Origin of the sequence: Amphritea pacifica, from assembly GCF_016924145.1 — a bacterium.
Classification (GTDB): Bacteria; Pseudomonadota; Gammaproteobacteria; order Pseudomonadales; family Balneatricaceae; genus Amphritea; species Amphritea pacifica.
In genome coordinates this window covers 25,522-42,814 of the sequence record NZ_JAFFZO010000015.1, presented here as the reverse complement: position 1 = coordinate 42,814, position 17,293 = coordinate 25,522, and the positions used below count along the sequence as shown (strand labels likewise).

Here is a 17,293-nt window from a genome sequence, read left to right as displayed (position 1 = left end):
TTCACAAGAAGCAAAAAACATGCTATATCGAGCGCCAAATTACTTTCGTATCATTTCACTGAAACCTTGTCTCGACCTATTAACTTGTGACTTCCCTCTATGAAACCAATCCAGATAGTTGACCTTTTTGCCGGACCTGGAGGTCTTGGAGAAGGATTTTCCTCATTAGAGAATGCATTTGAGATTGCAGTTTCAGCTGAAGTCGATAAGCACGCCCATTCAACATTACAACTGAGAGCATTTTTTCGCCTTCTCAAGCGAGAGAGGCCTGACTGCCTCAATGACTACTATGATTTTTGTAATGGTAAGTCTGATATCCCCTATAGTGATAAAACAGAAGATCTGTGGGTGCGCTCTCTTAAGGAAGCCCGTCAGATAAAGTTAGGGAGCAAAGACGGTAACGCTGAGCTTGATGACAGAATCACTTCAGCAAGTATAGGAAAAAATAATGAAGACTGGGTACTTATTGGGGGACCGCCTTGCCAAGCATACTCCCTCGTCGGGCGAGCAAGAAATAAAGGTATAACGAGTTACATAGCTGAAGATGATCATCGGCATTTTCTTTACAAGGAATATCTTAAAATCATTCAGACATACACGCCGTCAGTATTTGTCATGGAAAATGTAAAGGGCATTCTTTCAGCAAAGGTGCATGGGCGCCCAATTTTCCACGACATTCTCAAAGACTTGTCGGATCCAAATAAGGCACTTGGCAAGGAAACAACAGGCCACAAGTATCGCATTTGCTCGTTAGTATCTAATGATTCTTTTATCTATTCCGATGATCCAAATGATTTTGATGCCCGAAAATTCATAATTCGATCTGAAGAGTATGGGATTCCTCAAGCTCGTCACAGGGTAATACTTCTAGGTATTCGAGAGGATATAGAAACACCCCATGGAATTTTAGAGAAGACCACCACAAGAAGCGTTTCAGAAGTAATCGAAGGGCTTCCACCAATTCGTAGTACTTTGACAAAGCAAAAAGACAGTACACAAGAATGGATAAATGAAGTATCCAGGCATATTGACGACCTTAAACACGATATAACCCAAAGCGACCAAACTTCATTATTAGAACTAATCCCTCATTTAAATAACGCAAAGAAACAGTTAAAGCTAAGAGAAAACCCCGGTAGCTTGAGGGTAAATAAAAGAGGTTTCAAAACCATGTCGGATAAGACTCTGAACAATTGGTACCAGAAAGATGGTGATCAGTTGAAAGTTTGGCTTAACCATGAGTCGAAAGGACATATGACCCTAGACCTTAAGCGGTATGTTTATGCCTCCAGCTTCGCGAAAGCTCATAGAAGATCACCTAAAGGACATAAAGAGTTCAGTCTCAAAGACCTCGCACCTGAGCATAAGAACTGGAAAACGGGAAAGTTTTCTGATCGTTTTCGTGTACAGACCGAGGAAGGACCTTCAACTACCGTAACCAGCCACATATCGAAAGACGGGCATTACTTCATACACCCGGAACCTAGTCAGTGCCGAAGCCTGACAGTTAGAGAAGCGGCCAGATTACAAACATTCCCAGATAACTATTTTTTTCAAGGCCCCCGGACACAACAATTCCACCAGGTAGGCAATGCTGTCCCCCCTTTACTTGCATATAAAATTGCTAAAATTGTGAAGAACATCATTGATCGGAATGAACCTGAACAGTCAAAAACTGAGGCTGAGTTCGAACTTTCAATGACACAAGTACATGACTGACGTTCATTCTTCCGATATCCGTCGGAAGAATATGCAAGCCATCAAAGCGCAAAACACGAAGCCAGAACTCTGGCTTCGAAGACACCTGCATGCGGCAGGCTTCAGATACAGGGTAAACGCCAAAGAACTACCCGGAAAACCGGATCTGGTCCTTCCCAAATACAAAGCGGTTATCTTCGTCCATGGCTGTTTCTGGCATGCGCATGATTGTCATCTTTTCAAACTTCCCGCAACCAGAACAGACTTCTGGAAAGCAAAGTTAAACGGCAACAAAAACAGAGATCAGCGACAAAAGGCACTGCTGGAAAAGCAGGGCTGGAGAGTATTAACAGTCTGGGAATGCGCGATAAAGGGTAAAACCAGAATACCTGAAACAGAGCTGCTGAAACATATTTCCTCTTGGTTGAAAGCTAATACCCCCTCACGCTCTATACCTTAGAACCAACAAACCTGATTCCCCCTACATCCCCTTAGGCGGTTTACCACAGCACTGATGTTCGTGGACCGCATGGGCCCTGAGATTGTCATCGGTAAAACATTTCAGACCTGCTTTTATACCCTGCCAGCGGCTCTGTTTCAGGGGGATGCCCAGCTGTTGCAGTTGCTGTTGCAGCTGGGGCAGACCGGTCTGCATAATGCTGTAACGGACGATCAGGTGCTTAGCCTGCCATTCGACCGACAGCACGCCCTCAGTGGTTGCCAGGATCTCTTGTTGTGCGCTGTCCGGAGTGAAACCTGCCATCAGAGCAAAACTGAAACCGGACTCGACGCTTGCTGTTTGTTTATCGACCATATCAATCTCCTCCGTGTAAGCTTTCACAACGGCTTAACGCGCTAGTCATCCCGGTTAAACAGATAGTATGCAATCGCATTCCTATCCTGCTGCTGCAGGTAAGCAGTGCCTTCACGCACCACTTCCGCCATGCTGCCACCGAACACGTCACCATCGGCTTTGACGCCGGTTTTCAGGGCATAACCCAGATCCAGCTCATTCCATCCCGCTTCAGTCAGGGCTTTAGCCGTTATCGGAGGAATATTTCCCTCTTGCTCCAGCGCTGACGCACCTCCCGTATATAGCGCGCCGCTATCCAGTGCACCTAACAGGTTTCTCGGGCTGTGGCAGGCCGCACAATGGGCCGCACTCTCAACCAGAAATTTTCCCCGGTTGTAACGCTCATCTTTATCGGGTTCTGCTGCGAAGAGACGTTCATCCAGAAACATCGCCTGCCACAGGTAGAGACTCCGGCGCAGATTAAAGGGAAAGCCCAGCTGATGCTCTGTACTTGTCTGAGCAACCGGCGGAACGGTCTGGAACGCAGCCCAGAGATCAGTAATATCCTGATCACTAAGACCGGCATAAAACTCATAGGGAAACGCCGGATAATAGGGATCACCCGATGGCGAAACACCATGACGCAGCGCAATGGCAAACTGCTCCAGAGTCCAGCCACCGATACCGTTTTGCACATCGGTAGTCAGGTTAGGCGGATAAAAAGTGCCAAACTCCGTTTTCAGTGGCGCGCCACCAGCCAAAGGAGCACCACCGCCTTTAACATCGGTATGACAAGCGATGCAGCCACTGGCTCTGGCCAGATAAGCGCCCCGGGACACATCACCCCTGGCTGTACTCAGTTTCAGCTCAGGAATACTGGCCAGCAGCGGCAGACTAAACCAGCCCGTCACCGCTACCACCAACCCGACGACAACAAGCAACCCGTGCTTTTTCATCAGCCGACTCACTCCTCTTCGCGATAACGCTCGTGACAGGATGAACAGTTGTCGGTCAGCATCTGAAACACCGCACTGGAGGGCATCTTAGCAAGCAGTTCGGGGTCATCCATCATATGTTCTGTACCGCCCATCATGCCGCCTGACCCCATCATGCCAGCGGAACTACCCATCATTCCGGAGCCACCCATCATATGACCCGCGTTACCACTTTCCTGATTGTCTGCGGCTTGATACAACCCATCTGCCAGTCGGACCTGACGGTCTGCAAGGGTTTTAAAGCGTTGCCACTCCTCCCAGATCAGCGGTTTAGCTTCAGAGTGCCCCGACAGGCTGCCCTCAGGAAACAGCTTTGTCATGGCATCACCGGAGTGGGTTTTAATCGTTTCGGCGGCATTACGAATAGTGTCAGCGTTATACTCTGCTTCGCCCTTATAGATAGCACTGACCTCTTTTACGACATCCTTCATACCCTCCATCAGGTCCATCCGTTCTTTAATGACACCAGTTGCCTCCCCATGGGCTATCACTTGCTGAGTGGTCAGTGTGGTCACTGCCAGCAGGCAGATCGATAAGATTATTTTTTTCATAGCAACAGAATTCCCTTAATCGTAAGAAAAACAACAGATAGCAGTGTAGAGATGATCAGATCAAAGGGATCGGGGCGGCGGTGTTTCCTGCGCCAGAGAAACGGATGAGAGCCGGCATAACGGCTCCCACCTCGCGAACTGAGTCAATTTTCTAACCGGCTGTAACCCAGCGGTTACCGGTGACAGCATATGCCCGGGGTGACACTCGCTCAGATGACCATGGTATTCGGTGTCATCTGAACTGCTGTCATATCCCAAATGAACACCATCCTCAGCGCCATGACCATGGTACAACTGGCCAACGGAGTGTCCAGACTGCAGTGTTTGCAACTCAACAGCATGCACATGCACTGGCTGCAGCTGAACGCTCAACACCAGTAACACGACAATCAGCTGTTTAAGCTTTACCCACATACAATATCGTCTCCGTTTTACCTCTTCTGCCGTGCCCATCTGAGCCGGCAGTCACACTGAGTATAAAGGTTCCGGTTGGGGGAATGTCAAGACGAGACTCTTACAGCGGGTATGCAGTGTACTTATCTATGTTCAGTTCCCGCTTCCTGATCGCCACCGCGGTTCTCAGCCGGCCACTGCCAAAGGCTGACATCTTATCGAAGTCCTGCCGGGTAATCGGCAGATACTGGTTATCGATGGCCAGTTGACTGATATCCTCGGCATCGGGGTCATGAACGTAAAAGCAGCGTTCATCGATGCCGGTGACCGCCACCCAGTGGGGCGCTTTTTTGCCATCCAGCCGGAAGGTGCTGATAAGGATGATCACCGCATAGCCCTCCTGCAGCCAGTCGGAGATGCGCTGCTGATCCAGCTCTTCATAGATCACCCGGATATGTTCATCGCGATCGGTTTTTTCGACAAACTGCTGATGCACAACAGCCAGCACCTCTTTTTTGTGTGCCGAGCGAACACCATCGACAAACAGCGGACCTCCCGTGTTGATCAACACCTCCGCCCGAAATCCCCGCTGACTGGCGGCCAGTGCCAGCCCCAGTGGATGACAACCACCATGTCCGGTGGTCATAAACACGGTGGTAGCCTGACGCCAGATATCCAGCTCCTCTTTCTGATCCACTACCTGAGTTTCATCCAGACTGGCCATCGCCATCATCAGCGCTGCCGGGCCGCAGGTAAAGGGGGTGGTTTGCTGATACCAGGGGGTTAAGCGCTGGGTTTTATCGATACTCAGATACTGAATTGTCTTCTGCATCCGCAATGCATCGGAGTGATCCTCGTAATAATCATGATATTCGCCAAACACCCGATAACCACAGCGACGATAAAGCGCGGCCGCCGCCTGGTTTGATTTGGCGACCTCCAGCCGCATAAACAGATAGCCCCGCCCCGCGGTGGCCGACTCAAGCTCACTCATCAGTCGGGCCGCCGCGCCGGACCCGCGCATCTCTGGCAACAATGCCAGCGAATACAGGCGCGCCAGCCGGGTGCCTTTATGGCACCAGACCAGTCCATAACCCACTACCTGATTCTCACTGACCGCCACCAGAAACTCACCGTGGGGGGCTTTGATCCAGTTACGCAGGCTACGCCGATGGAGCCGGTCCCCTTCAAAACAGCGATTCTCTATCTGCTCCAGAATATCCAGATCATCGAGGGTTGCCCGGCGAAAAGTGATTGGCGGAAGCTCTGGCTTCGCGTTCATCAATGGTTATCCCTGATCATGACCTAGCGTCCCCGTAGCTCAAAGCGACGCAGGAACTCATGCATAATCTGCATATACAGCTCCTCGCCCAGGTAGAGATCCTCGACATCGCTATCGATGCTGGGGTTGTCGTTCACCTCGATCACATAGGCACACTTATCCACCTCTTTGATATCGATCCCATAGAGGCCATCACCCACCACAGCGGCCGCTTTCAGGGCTGCATCGAGCACCACCCGGGGCACCTCAAAGGTGGCCAGAGTATCAAAGCCGCCAGAGAAGTTGCGCTTCGAACCATGGTTATAGATCTGCCAGTGATTACGCGCCATATGGTAACGACAGGCATAGATCGCCCGGCCGTTGAGCACTCCGATCCGCCAGTCAAACGCAGTAAACATATACTCCTGCACCAGCAACAGTGCAGATTCCAGAAACAGCTGATCCAGCAGGGTTTTCAGTTCCTCACGGGATGCCGCTTTAAACACCCCTTTAGAGAACGAACCTTCCGGCAGTTTCAGCACCACCGGATAACCAAACTCCGCTTCGATACTGTCCAGAGTGCCCTCACTGGCATCGGTAATCATCTGCGTTTTCAGGCTGGGAACCTTTTTGTAATTAAAGGCATCGTGCAGATAAACCTTATTGCAGCACCGCAAAATCGAGCTGGGATCATCCAGCACCACCAGACCATTCTCTTCCGCCTCGCATGCCAGACGGTAGGTATGATGATCTATCGCCGTGGTTTCCCGGATAAACAGACCATCAAACTGGCTCAGATGGTTGAGCTCATCAGCGGTGACAATCTGGGCCCGGATACCATACTTTTCGGCGGCTTTAACAAACCGGGAGATCGCCCGTTTATCACTGGGGGGCACCTTCTCCTCCGGGTCCAGCAGAATCGCCAGATCCCAGCGATACTTCTTACCGGAACCCTTCTTGTGCCAGCTAATTCGCGCGTATTGATCCATCACTCCGAGGGCAAAACTGAGTTGTTCAGCGGTCAGGGAGGACAGAGAACAGCGACTCAGACGGATATCATGGCCCGACTCGGTGACGCTCAGGGACATCTCCAGCAATGGCGCAGGAAACTGCTGAAACGCCTTACTGGCAATCTTTTTAAAACGCGGGTCGGCCACTTCGCCCATACAGATGATCTGACTGCCCTCTATCTCTTTCTCGCCGGATAAGCCTGCCAGAAGCGAACTGCTCAGCCACAGACCGGAACTGCGCCGGCTACGTAAGGCGTTAATCACCTTAACACTGGGCAGCACCTGATGCTGACGGGCTTCCGCCAGCAAGGAGCAGTAATAGCCCTTGCTGAGATAGCGCTCGGTATCGCACAGGTTGATAATGCGGATCTTCGGCTCACCCAGTTTAGGGTAATCCCGCAGATAGGTCTCAAAGGTCAGGGTATTGGCAGGCAGACCGGACAGGGAAACGTCATCATCCACCACGAAAAGAGTTTTATACATATGTCAGTCCAACGGTTTGGGGCGATGCTTGAGCACATCAGTCACTGACGGTTTGGGCACCCCAGATTCACAGGGTTATATACAGCTTTCTGGTTCCGGGAGATCCCGGAACCATTGTTTCATTCAGCGCCCTTTGCAGGAGATTCCACCCAGGGCGCACGTTCACAACAGTGATTATTTAGCGGCTTTCAGGGTTGTTAATACACCCGCCAGCAGCGCAATACCTTCATCCACCTCGGTTTCCGTCAGTGTCAGTGCGGGCATAAACCGCAGCGAGTCCTCTCGTGGTGCATTCAGCAACAGCCCTGCCTCTCTGGCCAGTTCAACAATCTGTGGGCCAGAGAAGGGGCCAGTATTGATCGCCAGCAACAGACCTTTGCCCCGAATCGCCCCCAGACCAAACTCTTCAGCCAACGCAGACAGCTGCTGGCAGAAATACTCGCTGACACGGTTGATCTGAGCCATAAAGCCTTCCGCCAGCACCTCCTGCAACACCGCCGCGGAGACCGCACACATCAGCGGATTACCATTGTAGGTGCCGCCCTGATCACCGGGATCAAAACAGCTGATCGCTTTATCGATCACCATCGCTGCAATCGGTACACCGCCACCCAGCCCTTTACCCAGTGTCATAATGTGCGGTTCGGCCTGATACTGCTGATAGGCGAACAACGTGCCGGTCCGGCCAATCCCGGTTTGCACCTCATCCACGATCAGTAACAGATTATGCTGTTTACACAGCGCGTCCAGCCCGGCAACAAATTCAGCATCCGCCGGGATTACCCCCGCCTCACCCTGAATCAGCTCCAGCATAACTGCGACCGTCTGATCATCAATCGCGCTTTCAGTGGCTGCCAGATCATTATAGGGCACCTTGGTAAAACCGCTCACTTTAGGCTCAAATAGTGGCGCAAATGCCTCTTTACCGGTGGCCGACATAGTCGCCAGCGTCCGGCCATGGAAACTGTGCTGGAAGGTGATGATCTTGAAAGCACCATGTTTATGCTTCTGCCCCCACTTTCGCGCCAGCTTGATCGCCCCTTCGTTGGCCTCAGCACCACTATTGGTGAAGAACACCTGATCAAACCGGGAGTTCTCACACAGCATCTCTGCCAGCTCAAGCATCGGCTGATTATAGAAAGCCGGGCTGGGGTTGATCAGCTGTGCTGACTGTTTGATCAGCGCCTGCTGCATCACTTCAGGACTATGCCCCAGGGTGTTAACCGCCCAGCCCTGAATCCAGTCGAGATAGCCTTTATCATGCTGATCAAACAGATAGTGACCTGCACCACGGATAAAGCAGAGTTCAGGCCGCTTAGTGATGGGGATCAGATAGTTTTGTTTCGCTACAACGTCAGTGACAGAATTAGATTCCATCTGTTTATTCCTTAAAAAATATTTAATTCAGGCATCGGTGCTCTTGCACATCCATACACCCAAGGCATAAGTACGTCCTCATCGCCGCTCCTGCGCATCCATGCGCCCGCGGCATACTGTACGTCCTCATCGCCGCTCCTGCGCATCCATGCGCCCGCGGCATACTGTACGTCCTGTACATAAAAAAACCGCAGGGGTTACCTGCGGCTTTTTGAGTATTTTCTGGCTCAGACGGTTATCGTCGTCGGCCCACCACACCCAAACAGACACAGGTAGTCGATACATTGCGTCGCAATGTATTCAGGTAGTCTGTTGCTGATATTGGGGTGTTTTTTAATGGTTTCATAGTGGCGCGAGTATCAGGCTAATTTACATCATGGTCAAGACAGAATATCCACTATTTTGATGAAATAGTGTAAGGAACAGCAAGACGTGGATTTTTATCGTTCAGAATTACAAACAAATTATAACAATACGACTAAAGAGTAATAAAAAAACAACACTACAAAAATAATATTGAAATAGTCGATAATCTATTGAGCTGTATACCGAAAAAAACGTGTCAAACGCTTGATTCAAACAGACATACTTCATAAGATTCTTGCGAAACAGGCAGCACTGACTTTTGAATTTCAGGTTCAGGCAGAACAGTTCAGCCTCAAATATTATGACACCGGAACGTCGGGTAGTTGCTTAACTATCTGCTGAATGACACAGCGACAATATCTGATTTCTAAAAGAAAGCAGATCGGTCAGATGGAATTTAACCGGTATTTGCAAAGGAATGACAGATGAATAATTCCCTGAAAACAACGCTTCTCTGCTGCAGTCTCACTCTGCTGGTGACCGGGTGTGGTGGCGGTGGCGGAAGCAGCGCCGTCGTTAAGCGATCCTTTACCAGCTTCAGTGCTATTCCTGCCAACTCGATAGTCGATATTGAGGGGCAGTCGGTAGAATTTAGCTATGTTGCTAATACCAATCCAACCTCGATTATAATTACTGGCACTAGTAATCCAAGTACTGACCCAACCGCTAAATCGTCTTTGACCTACAATGATAGCGGCGAAATCTCAAAACTATCGATAGTCACCGATAAAGGGACTGTCAGTTGGGACTCTGCAACTGATACCTTTGACTACTCAACATCTCCCCTGCTTACAGTTAATTCGCCTGATTTTAGTGAAGTGGGATTTACTTTATTACCTTTGAATATCGGCTGGGACTACCAGACCCTCGGTACCTGGGTAACCGAAACAACTACTGGCTCAGGAGCATCTGGGCGACTTGGCTCAATATCTGTAGGTTCCCGTACCGATGGAAGCGCAGTACCTACGACTGGCACAGCCACATTTACAGGCGCTACTTCAGGGTTCTACATCGACTCTGCCGGAACCCTATTTTATGTTTTAGGTAATACATCTATCAATGCAGACTTTGCGAACCGCAGCCTGGCTTTTACAACGTCAAACAACAACACCGTTAATATTAATACGGAGGTTGCGTCGGTTAATTCAGACCTCAATCTTTCTGGCACTCTAACTTACTCAGCTGGCTCTAACAATTTTTCCGGGTCTGTTACTGGTACCGGGCTAACAGGCTCAGCTAGCGGCTACTTCTACGGCCCATCCGCTGAAGAGGCCGGTGGAACCTTTGCGCTTACCGGTGGCGGCGTAGAAATCTACACCGGTGCCTTTGGTGCTAAACGGTAGATTGCGCTCCATTATTAAACAGCTACCTATCGTTCTGCTCACTTCACTGGTATGGCTTAACAGCTATGCCGGTGAGGTGAAGACAGAAGTTTCTCAGGCGCAGGCCCCTGCAACAGAGGAGGACCGCCTTGCGCAAAAACTTCAGTCTTTGTTTGTGATGGGGGGAATCGCTCTGCAACAGGGAGATTACCCCCTGGCCGCCATTATTTTTCGTGAGATTCTGAAGCAGGAATACAGCCCCCGTGTGGAGCTGGAGCTGGCCAGAGCACTGTTTCTGGCGGGGGAGTTTTCAGCATCAAGAGAGGTATTCAACTCAGCGCTGGACTCTGGCGGTCTGCCCTGGCCGGTAAAGCAGAAGATCTATCTGTATCTGCAGGAGATTGATAACGCTGTGGGGTTTGTGGATTTTTCTATCGCCCTGATCAGCGATAATAACCCAACCAACTTTACCTCAAAAAAAGAGGTCAATATTCTGGGTCAAACACAGTCTGTCAACAAACCACCTGAAAACCGCGTTTCACAAGGGTTAAATTATAAATTGCTGGGCGGAGTACCTATATCTTCCAACCTGCTTACTCAGGCTTACGCCACGCTTTCCGTGCGTGATTTTGAGCAGAATATACTGGACAGTTATACCCTCGATACAGGAATACGCTATACCCCTGCTGAAAAACGTAACGTATTATTATCCGCCGGGGTAGAAAACCACTGGAACTCACAATCCGGAAATTACCGTTACCCCTATGCCAGCGTAAAGTACAGCCCGAAAATCACCGACCAGTTCAGCCAGGTCATTGAATACTCCATTGGCCGTCTCGATTTTGAAAAGGCGGATCATCTTGATACCACGCTGCAAACAGTAGCCGGTAATCTGATTGTCCCCATTGGCGAGAAATCCCGCTTTCTCGGAGGCTTAACCCTGACGCACTCCCACGCCAGAGAGAAACCCTATTCCTATCAGTCTGCAGCGCTGTCTGCTGCCGTTGAAATCCCCGTTAACGCCTGGAACGTAGAAGTGGGTGGTCGGTATACAAAAGCAGACTATGGTGATACAGATCCGCTTTTCAACCAAACAAGAAACGATAAAAAAACCGTCTGGCATATTAATCTGCTTAACCGGGAGATCGACTGGAAAGGTCTTACCCCCATGATAGGCATCTCTTTTGAACAGGAAGAATCGTCCATTGATTACTTCACTTATGACAAAGTGATGATCACCGCTGAGCTAAGATCCTACCGATAAAGAGCTTAGCGCTTCACTTTTAACTGCTGATCCAGCACATCGCGCATCAGAGACTCAAACGCCTGCTCTTCGAAATACCCAAGTGCCTGTGCGGCGGCAGAGAGCGAGCTGTTGTTCTGGTGCGCTTCATGGACTATGGCAGACGCCGTATCATAACCAATCTGCGGGGCCAGCAGAGTGATGATTGACAGATTATGTGCCATATTCGATTTGATCTGCTGCTGATTCAGGGCCAGCCCCTCCACACAATGCGCAGCAAATGAGTTCATCGCATCGGCTAACAATCCGGTGCTTTCCATCAGGTTATGGATAATCACCGGGCGATAGGTGTTCAGTTGCAGCTGGCCCTGGGAGGCCGCCATGGATACGGTCAGATCGTTACCAAACACCTGCAGGCATACCATGCTAAGGGCTTCACACTGGGTTGGATTCACTTTACCCGGCATAATGGAGCTGCCGGGCTCATTGGCGGGCAGTTGCCACTCATTCAGGCCGCAGCGGGGGCCACTGCCCAGCAGACGAAAATCATTGGCCAGTTTCAGCAGCACAGCAGCCAGCTGCTTCAGGGCGGCACTGAAACGCAGTGACGCATCCTCACCGGAGACCGCCGCATAAAGATTTTCATGGCGGCTGAAGGGCAGGTTGTATCGTTGCGCCAGCCCCGCAGCAACCTGATCGCCAAACCCCTCCGGAGCATTACTGCCCGACCCCACTGCGGTGCCGCCGATTGCCAGTTGACAGACCGCCTTCAGACTATCCTGTATCGCCTCAGCGGCCTCTTTTAGCTGTGTGATGTGTGCCGACAACGCTGCACCGACTGTGACCGGCAGTGCGTCCATCAGATGGGTGCGGCCCACGGTATAGATAGCGGCAAACTCTGTCCGTTTATCGTTCAGAGCTGTAATCAGGTGATTAAGCGCTGGCAGCAGCGTGTCATCGCTTTGCTGAGCCACCGCCAGACGCATCGCCGTTGGAAACACATCATTGGAGGACTGGGACATATTGACATGATCGTTGGGGTGAACGTTCGCGGTGTGCTCAGATAGATCTCCGCCCGACTTCAGCACCCGGTTCGCCAGTGTGGTGATCACCTCATTGACGTTCATATTGGTCTGGGTACCCGAACCGGTTTGCCACACCCGCAGGGGAAACTGGTCCCGGTGGTGACCGCCCAGCAGATCGTCGCAGGCCTGCGTTATGGCACCATAGAGATCATCCGGGAGTCGTCCCTGACGATGATTGACCTCAGCGCACACCCGTTTTATATGCACCAGCGCATCGATAAAACCGGCTTCAAAGCGTTGCTGACCGATATTGAAATTGATCAGTGATCGCTGTGTCTGCACTCCCCACAACGCCCCCTCATCAACGCTGACCGGAGCAAAATACCCCTTAGCCTGTGGGGCTTCATTATCCTGGGTTGCGGTTTTGTCGACAGGCCCGCCGACTGAATCGCTGTTACGTGTTGCAGTGTTACTTTTTTTCATCTCTCCTGTGCCTCCGGTTGTCAGCAGAGGCGGAGTCACAGCCTATGTCAGGGACGCTATCAGTGCAGCCGGACCTGACAACAAACTCATGAAAAACGTTTAACTCCGGATGCTGAAACAACAGCCTCCACTGGTTAAACCATAGACTAAAGCCGGTCAGTTCTCTATTTAATCGCATGGGTGATAAATTTCTGAATCGCATCATTATCTTGTGGATGAGCGATAGCAGGACTGATCAGCTCAGGTTTGAGCAGATACCCTTTATTGATCAATCCGGTAATAACCGACAGATGTTCAATTGAAACCTTACCCGACAACAGATTGTTAAAATCGGGCCGGGTTTCGTAGGCATTCAGCATCTGGTGCAAGCCCTGCAGATAGAGATAATCCTTGGTAAAACCTCCCCCACGATAAACCCGGGCAGTAATGGTGAACGCCTGGTCATCGACAACGTTATGCTGCTCTTTGAGGAACAGAAAGGTTTTCTTGAAATCGTTTTCCTCAACCATCGATTCAACCGCCAGCACCCTTAAAGCAAGGACTTTCAGACGGGGAAGAGTCATACATCCCGCCAGATATTCACTGAGTATCGCCAGGCCTTCCTGCGTCATGGTATTAACCGGACAGCCCATCGACAGGATTTTCAACGGCTGGCGGCGGGCGTTCAGGGTGGTAACCAGATGCACCCCCAGTTCATGATGCGCCAGGGCATCAACTTCCGTTTCAGATACACTGGCTGACCGGTTGACTTTAACAGTCGTCCCGGATACCAGCGCATTAGCAATCATGCTGTCTTCCAGCCGGATCTGATACTCATAGCCTTCCGCCTGGGCAAACTGTTCAAGCCGGCTCACTATCTCATCCGCGCATAGCATCTCATTACTGCCCGGATCAGGGTCGGGCAGGTGAAGAATAAAGTTAGCATTGCGGATATCTTTTTCGCTGGGTTCGCCATAATAGCGAAACGACTCGTAGAGAAAATCGGCAGTGCCGATCGACTTATACTGATCAATCTTATCCACATAAGACTCGATCACATCGCTGTATAACTGGCTCAGCTCCGGGTCGGCCAGTTTATCAACCGGAAGGTTAAACAGGCTGCGCTTAAGACAAAATGAGTCGACCTTCTGAGTTGCATAGACAAACGCCGGGCTACGGGAAAAACTGGATTCAAAAAACGCGGCTTTTTCCTGCCGGTAGTTCACCGGGCTAACACTGTCCAGAATATTGAAGCCCTTGACCAGATCGTACAACTCATTATCCAGTTTCCTCAACGGTGCTGTTATCAGCTCAGTTGCACTCATTGTTTTGTCCTTCCAGAACGCCCGGGGGTCTGGTCTGTTTTTTGATGTACACCGCGGGTCAGTACACGCAGGCGGTTTTCAATAAATTCAACACCGCATAAAATCAACACCACCAGCAGCGATAGTTTGATAGCGGGCAGCAGGTGGCCCATACTGATAAGCACGCCTAACGCGGCCAGTATCCAGATTGCTGCGGCCGAGGTCACGCCGATGACGGCACCATGTTTTGACAACATTACCCCCGCTCCCAGAAAGCCGATGCCGGTGACCACCTGCCCCAGCACCCGGGTAGGATCAGACGTCGCCCCCTGCAGCAACAATGCGCTGGCGAGAAACAGGTAGGTCCCTACAGTAATCAGTGCGGAGGTCCGGATACCGACAGGCTTGCCTCTGATCTGTCGTTCACAGCCAATCACTGCGCCACAAAAAAGCGCGGTGCCGATTGCACTCCAGTGGTAGGGGGCGATATTAATCCATGCCGCCAGGTCCGTTGATAACGCCATTGCACTCAAAATCGATAACCTCTATTTTGGCGTGGTCTCGTTAAATAATAGCTGTTTTGACGCAAGAAACTGCTGTCCCAGTTGACGGATGGCGCTGGCATTATCCTGCTGCAACGCTTCAGCAAGCAGTTCGCCGGCCTGCTCTCTGGTGATGCTTCGCAAGATCCATTTAATCAGCGGAATTTTCGCAGCACTCATGCTCAGCTGCTGAATCCCCATACCTAACAACAGAATGACCGCGACCGGATCAGATGCCATCTCACCACAAACACTCACCGGCAGATTCATCTGCTTAGCCATAGTGCTGATACGCAGCAACTCATGAATCACAGCCGGATGAAGCGAGTCGTACCATTTTCCGACCAGCGGGCTGTTACGATCCAGCGCCAGCAGATACTGACTCAGATCGTTGGTGCCGATAGAGATAAAATCAAGCTTATCGCGCCAGAACGGCAGCAAAGCGATACAGCTGGGCACCTCCACCATAATGCCAACTTTAGGGCGACAGACCTGTACACCCTCCGCTACCAGTTGATGATGCACTTCATTGAGTATGGCAAGGCACTGGTCCAGCTGCTCGGTTGAAGCGATCATCGGCAACATCAGATGCACATGTCTACTACCAGCCGCCGCTTTCATAAAAGCGCGTAACTGAGTAATTAACAGTGGCTGGTTATCCAGAATATAGCGAATCCCCCGCCATCCCAGCGCCGGGTTTTCCTCTTTCACCAATGGCAGATATGACAATGGTTTATCGGCACCGATATCCAGGGTACGAAAATAGATCGGTTTATCTTTATAATGACTGATAAGGCTGCGATATATCTTTTCCTGATCATCCTCAGAAGGCAGACTGGAACGGACCATAAAGGGGACTTCAGTACGGAACAGACCTATCCCCTCTGCACCAAATCTCAGCCCGGGCAAAACATCAGCCTGCAATCCGGAGTTCGCCAGTAATGTCACTCTGACATTGTCTTTGGTCACCGCAGGCAACTGACTGTCAGCCTGTAAACGGTTAGCCAGTGTCTGTCTTTCAGAGATAATACGTTTGTATTCTCTGAGGGCCGACTTTGCGGGAGAGCAGATCACCTGACCGGCATCACCATCAACCACAACCTGCTCACTGTTCTGGACAGAGACCTCCCCCAGCCCCATCACCGCAGGAATGCCCAGGGCATTGGCAAACACCGCTATATGGGATAGCGATCCCCCGCCAAAACAGACGATACCCGCCAGCCGGTCCGTGGCCAGATTAACAATATCAGAAACGCTGATCTGGTCACCCACCAGAATCAGTGGTTCATTTCCTGCCGGCGCTTGCGGCTCTGAGGTACGCTGCCAGATCTGATAAAGCTTAGCGCCCAGCTGTTCAATATCCTCATGACGGGCCCGAAGATAGGGGTCATCCATCTCTTTAAATTTATCAGAAAAAAAACTGACCGCTTGCCGGATCGCCCAGGGCAGTTGATAGCCTTGCGCCACCTCATCCATAATTCGCTGCTCAAATGTCGCATCTTTTAACAGCATCTGATAAGCATCCAATACTGAGGCGAGCCCCTCCCCCAGCGTACTGCAGACGGTGTCGCGTTCTTCCCGCAGTTCGTTCATTGCTTCCGCTTTCAGGCTTACCCAGCGCGTCTGTTCGGTTCCGACATCATCGGTTTTCAGCTTTTGTATTTCGGCAAGCCCTGACTCTTTACGGATAAATGCTTTACCCAGCGCTACCCCCTGCGCACCGCTGATCCCCTGATATAACTTTGCCTCAGATGGCGAAACAAACAGATCTTTTGAATAGGTGGCTATCAGCATCGCCAGGTGGGTTGCCAGGGTAGAGAACAGCGCAACATGGTCAGACGGCAGCAACTCAGCACGACGACTCTGCGCGACCAGAACACCATTCACCTGAGCACGGTAAACCAGCGGTACGCCACAAAAACTATGGAACTGTTCCTCCTCAGAGTTTGCAACGTAGAAATAACCGGGGTGCTGATCCGGGTCTTTGATATTGATGGTGTTCTGCTGCTGCATCACCTGCCCCACCAACCCCTGCTTAGAGGGTATAACAACCGGATGGTTACGAATCAGTCCACGACTGGCCACCAGCCTCAGACTATCATCCGGCTGCCGCAGATAGAGACTGCACACGTCGACCAGCAGTGTTTCACTGATCGCCTCAACAATGTGTTGCACCTGCGCTTCAATGGTATTTGCTTTTGCGGCTGACTGAATAATCTGTGTGAGTTTAGTAAAGGCACTTTCACTGGAATTCTGACTCATAACACACGCCTTGTTTTGACAACTCGTTTCGACAATCCTGACCAACGTTAACCCCTGTCCTGCTCACCGGATAAAGCAAACGAGACAGGCAACATCCCCCTTTACATTAAGCTTATATCGCTCCCGACGCATCAAGACAATCAATTATAACCATTGAGGCTCACTTAATTGCCGCAGTCAGACCGGATGCCTGACCGACCGCGCTC

General features: G+C 50.8%; 15 protein-coding genes. 4 read left to right on the top strand and 11 right to left on the bottom strand.

Features of this window, described 5'->3' with window-relative positions:
- The first annotated feature begins 99 nt into the window (after positions 1–99).
- The gene (locus JW499_RS10190; protein ID WP_205210496.1) at positions 100–1,719 is read left to right on the top strand and encodes a DNA cytosine methyltransferase; all 1,620 of its coding nucleotides are present in this window, start codon (positions 100–102) and stop codon (positions 1,717–1,719) included.
- Complete coding sequence (locus tag JW499_RS10185) at positions 1,712–2,158, top strand: very short patch repair endonuclease (protein ID WP_205210495.1); 447 nt, start codon at positions 1,712–1,714, stop codon at positions 2,156–2,158. The genes JW499_RS10190 and JW499_RS10185 overlap by 8 nt, the downstream gene beginning before the upstream one ends.
- Positions 2,159–2,179: 21 nt before the next feature.
- Here the strand turns inward: JW499_RS10185 and JW499_RS10180 are convergent, their stop codons facing one another.
- The 7 genes from JW499_RS10180 to JW499_RS10150 all read right to left on the bottom strand — a co-directional run bounded on the left by JW499_RS10180 (position 2,180) and on the right by JW499_RS10150 (position 8,561).
- On the bottom strand, positions 2,180–2,512 hold the full coding sequence (locus tag JW499_RS10180) for a hypothetical protein (protein ID WP_205210494.1): 333 nt from the start codon (positions 2,510–2,512) through the stop codon (positions 2,180–2,182).
- Between the two features lie 41 nt (positions 2,513–2,553).
- Positions 2,554–3,447, bottom strand: coding sequence for a cytochrome c (locus tag JW499_RS10175; protein WP_205210493.1), 894 nt, complete (start codon positions 3,445–3,447; stop codon positions 2,554–2,556).
- Positions 3,448–3,455: 8 nt separating this feature from the next.
- A complete protein-coding gene (locus tag JW499_RS10170) occupies positions 3,456–4,037 on the bottom strand; it encodes a c-type cytochrome (protein WP_205210492.1) in 582 nt (193 codons plus the stop codon).
- A 60-nt stretch (positions 4,038–4,097) separates the two neighbouring features.
- Entirely contained in the window at positions 4,098–4,451 is a 354-nt protein-coding gene (locus tag JW499_RS10165) for a hypothetical protein (protein ID WP_205210491.1), read from the bottom strand.
- 100 nt (positions 4,452–4,551) lie between these two features.
- Positions 4,552–5,712 (bottom strand): peptidase C39 family protein, encoded by a 1,161-nt coding sequence (locus JW499_RS10160; RefSeq protein ID WP_205210490.1) that lies wholly within the window; start codon positions 5,710–5,712, stop codon positions 4,552–4,554.
- Between the two features lie 23 nt (positions 5,713–5,735).
- Positions 5,736–7,184: a RimK family protein gene (locus JW499_RS10155; protein ID WP_205210489.1), complete on the bottom strand. Its 1,449-nt coding sequence runs from the start codon at positions 7,182–7,184 to the stop codon at positions 5,736–5,738.
- 174 nt (positions 7,185–7,358) lie between these two features.
- Positions 7,359–8,561, bottom strand: coding sequence for an acetylornithine transaminase (locus JW499_RS10150; protein WP_205210488.1), 1,203 nt, complete (start codon positions 8,559–8,561; stop codon positions 7,359–7,361).
- Positions 8,562–9,352: 791 nt separating this feature from the next.
- Between JW499_RS10150 and JW499_RS10145 the strand changes: the two genes are divergently transcribed.
- Together JW499_RS10145 and JW499_RS10140 are read left to right on the top strand one after the other, a co-directional pair.
- The gene (locus JW499_RS10145) at positions 9,353–10,270 is read left to right on the top strand and encodes a transferrin-binding protein-like solute binding protein (RefSeq protein WP_205210487.1); all 918 of its coding nucleotides are present in this window, start codon (positions 9,353–9,355) and stop codon (positions 10,268–10,270) included.
- Entirely contained in the window at positions 10,257–11,513 is a 1,257-nt protein-coding gene (locus tag JW499_RS10140) for a surface lipoprotein assembly modifier (protein ID WP_205210486.1), read from the top strand. Before JW499_RS10145 ends, JW499_RS10140 begins: the two co-directional genes overlap by 14 nt.
- A gap of 5 nt (positions 11,514–11,518) precedes the next feature.
- On the opposite strand, the gene JW499_RS10135 is transcribed toward JW499_RS10140, so the two are convergent.
- From JW499_RS10135 to ptsP, 4 genes are all read right to left on the bottom strand, one after another.
- Positions 11,519–13,000 carry a class II fumarate hydratase gene (locus JW499_RS10135; RefSeq protein WP_205210485.1) on the bottom strand — a complete coding sequence of 494 codons (1,482 nt, stop codon included), beginning with the start codon at positions 12,998–13,000 and terminating at the stop codon, positions 11,519–11,521.
- Positions 13,001–13,164: 164 nt separating this feature from the next.
- Positions 13,165–14,304, bottom strand: a complete 1,140-nt coding sequence (locus JW499_RS10130) for a flavohemoglobin expression-modulating QEGLA motif protein (RefSeq protein WP_205210484.1) — start codon at positions 14,302–14,304, stop codon at positions 13,165–13,167.
- Positions 14,301–14,807, bottom strand: coding sequence for an MgtC/SapB family protein (locus JW499_RS10125; RefSeq protein ID WP_205210551.1), 507 nt, complete (start codon positions 14,805–14,807; stop codon positions 14,301–14,303). Before JW499_RS10125 ends, JW499_RS10130 begins: the two co-directional genes overlap by 4 nt.
- Positions 14,808–14,828: 21 nt before the next feature.
- On the bottom strand, positions 14,829–17,087 hold the full coding sequence (ptsP, locus tag JW499_RS10120) for a phosphoenolpyruvate--protein phosphotransferase (RefSeq protein WP_205210483.1): 2,259 nt from the start codon (positions 17,085–17,087) through the stop codon (positions 14,829–14,831).
- Positions 17,088–17,293 lie beyond the last annotated feature (206 nt).

Excerpts from the sequence above, each read along its gene's own strand:
- JW499_RS10190 (WP_205210496.1), top strand. The coding sequence starts at position 100 with ATGAAACCAATCCAGATAGTTGACCTTTTTGCCGGACCTGGAGGTCTT.
- JW499_RS10185 (WP_205210495.1), top strand. The coding sequence starts at position 1,712 with ATGACTGACGTTCATTCTTCCGATATCCGTCGGAAGAATATGCAAGCC.
- JW499_RS10180 (WP_205210494.1), bottom strand. The coding sequence starts at position 2,512 with ATGGTCGATAAACAAACAGCAAGCGTCGAGTCCGGTTTCAGTTTTGCT.
- JW499_RS10175 (WP_205210493.1), bottom strand. The coding sequence starts at position 3,447 with ATGAAAAAGCACGGGTTGCTTGTTGTCGTCGGGTTGGTGGTAGCGGTG.
- JW499_RS10170 (WP_205210492.1), bottom strand. The coding sequence starts at position 4,037 with ATGAAAAAAATAATCTTATCGATCTGCCTGCTGGCAGTGACCACACTG.
- JW499_RS10165 (WP_205210491.1), bottom strand. The coding sequence starts at position 4,451 with ATGTGGGTAAAGCTTAAACAGCTGATTGTCGTGTTACTGGTGTTGAGC.
- JW499_RS10160 (WP_205210490.1), bottom strand. The coding sequence starts at position 5,712 with ATGAACGCGAAGCCAGAGCTTCCGCCAATCACTTTTCGCCGGGCAACC.
- JW499_RS10155 (WP_205210489.1), bottom strand. The coding sequence starts at position 7,184 with ATGTATAAAACTCTTTTCGTGGTGGATGATGACGTTTCCCTGTCCGGT.
- JW499_RS10150 (WP_205210488.1), bottom strand. The coding sequence starts at position 8,561 with ATGGAATCTAATTCTGTCACTGACGTTGTAGCGAAACAAAACTATCTG.
- JW499_RS10145 (WP_205210487.1), top strand. The coding sequence starts at position 9,353 with ATGAATAATTCCCTGAAAACAACGCTTCTCTGCTGCAGTCTCACTCTG.
- JW499_RS10135 (WP_205210485.1), bottom strand. The coding sequence starts at position 13,000 with ATGAAAAAAAGTAACACTGCAACACGTAACAGCGATTCAGTCGGCGGG.
- JW499_RS10130 (WP_205210484.1), bottom strand. The coding sequence starts at position 14,304 with ATGAGTGCAACTGAGCTGATAACAGCACCGTTGAGGAAACTGGATAAT.
- JW499_RS10125 (WP_205210551.1), bottom strand. The coding sequence starts at position 14,807 with ATGGCGTTATCAACGGACCTGGCGGCATGGATTAATATCGCCCCCTAC.
- ptsP (WP_205210483.1), bottom strand. The coding sequence starts at position 17,087 with ATGAGTCAGAATTCCAGTGAAAGTGCCTTTACTAAACTCACACAGATT.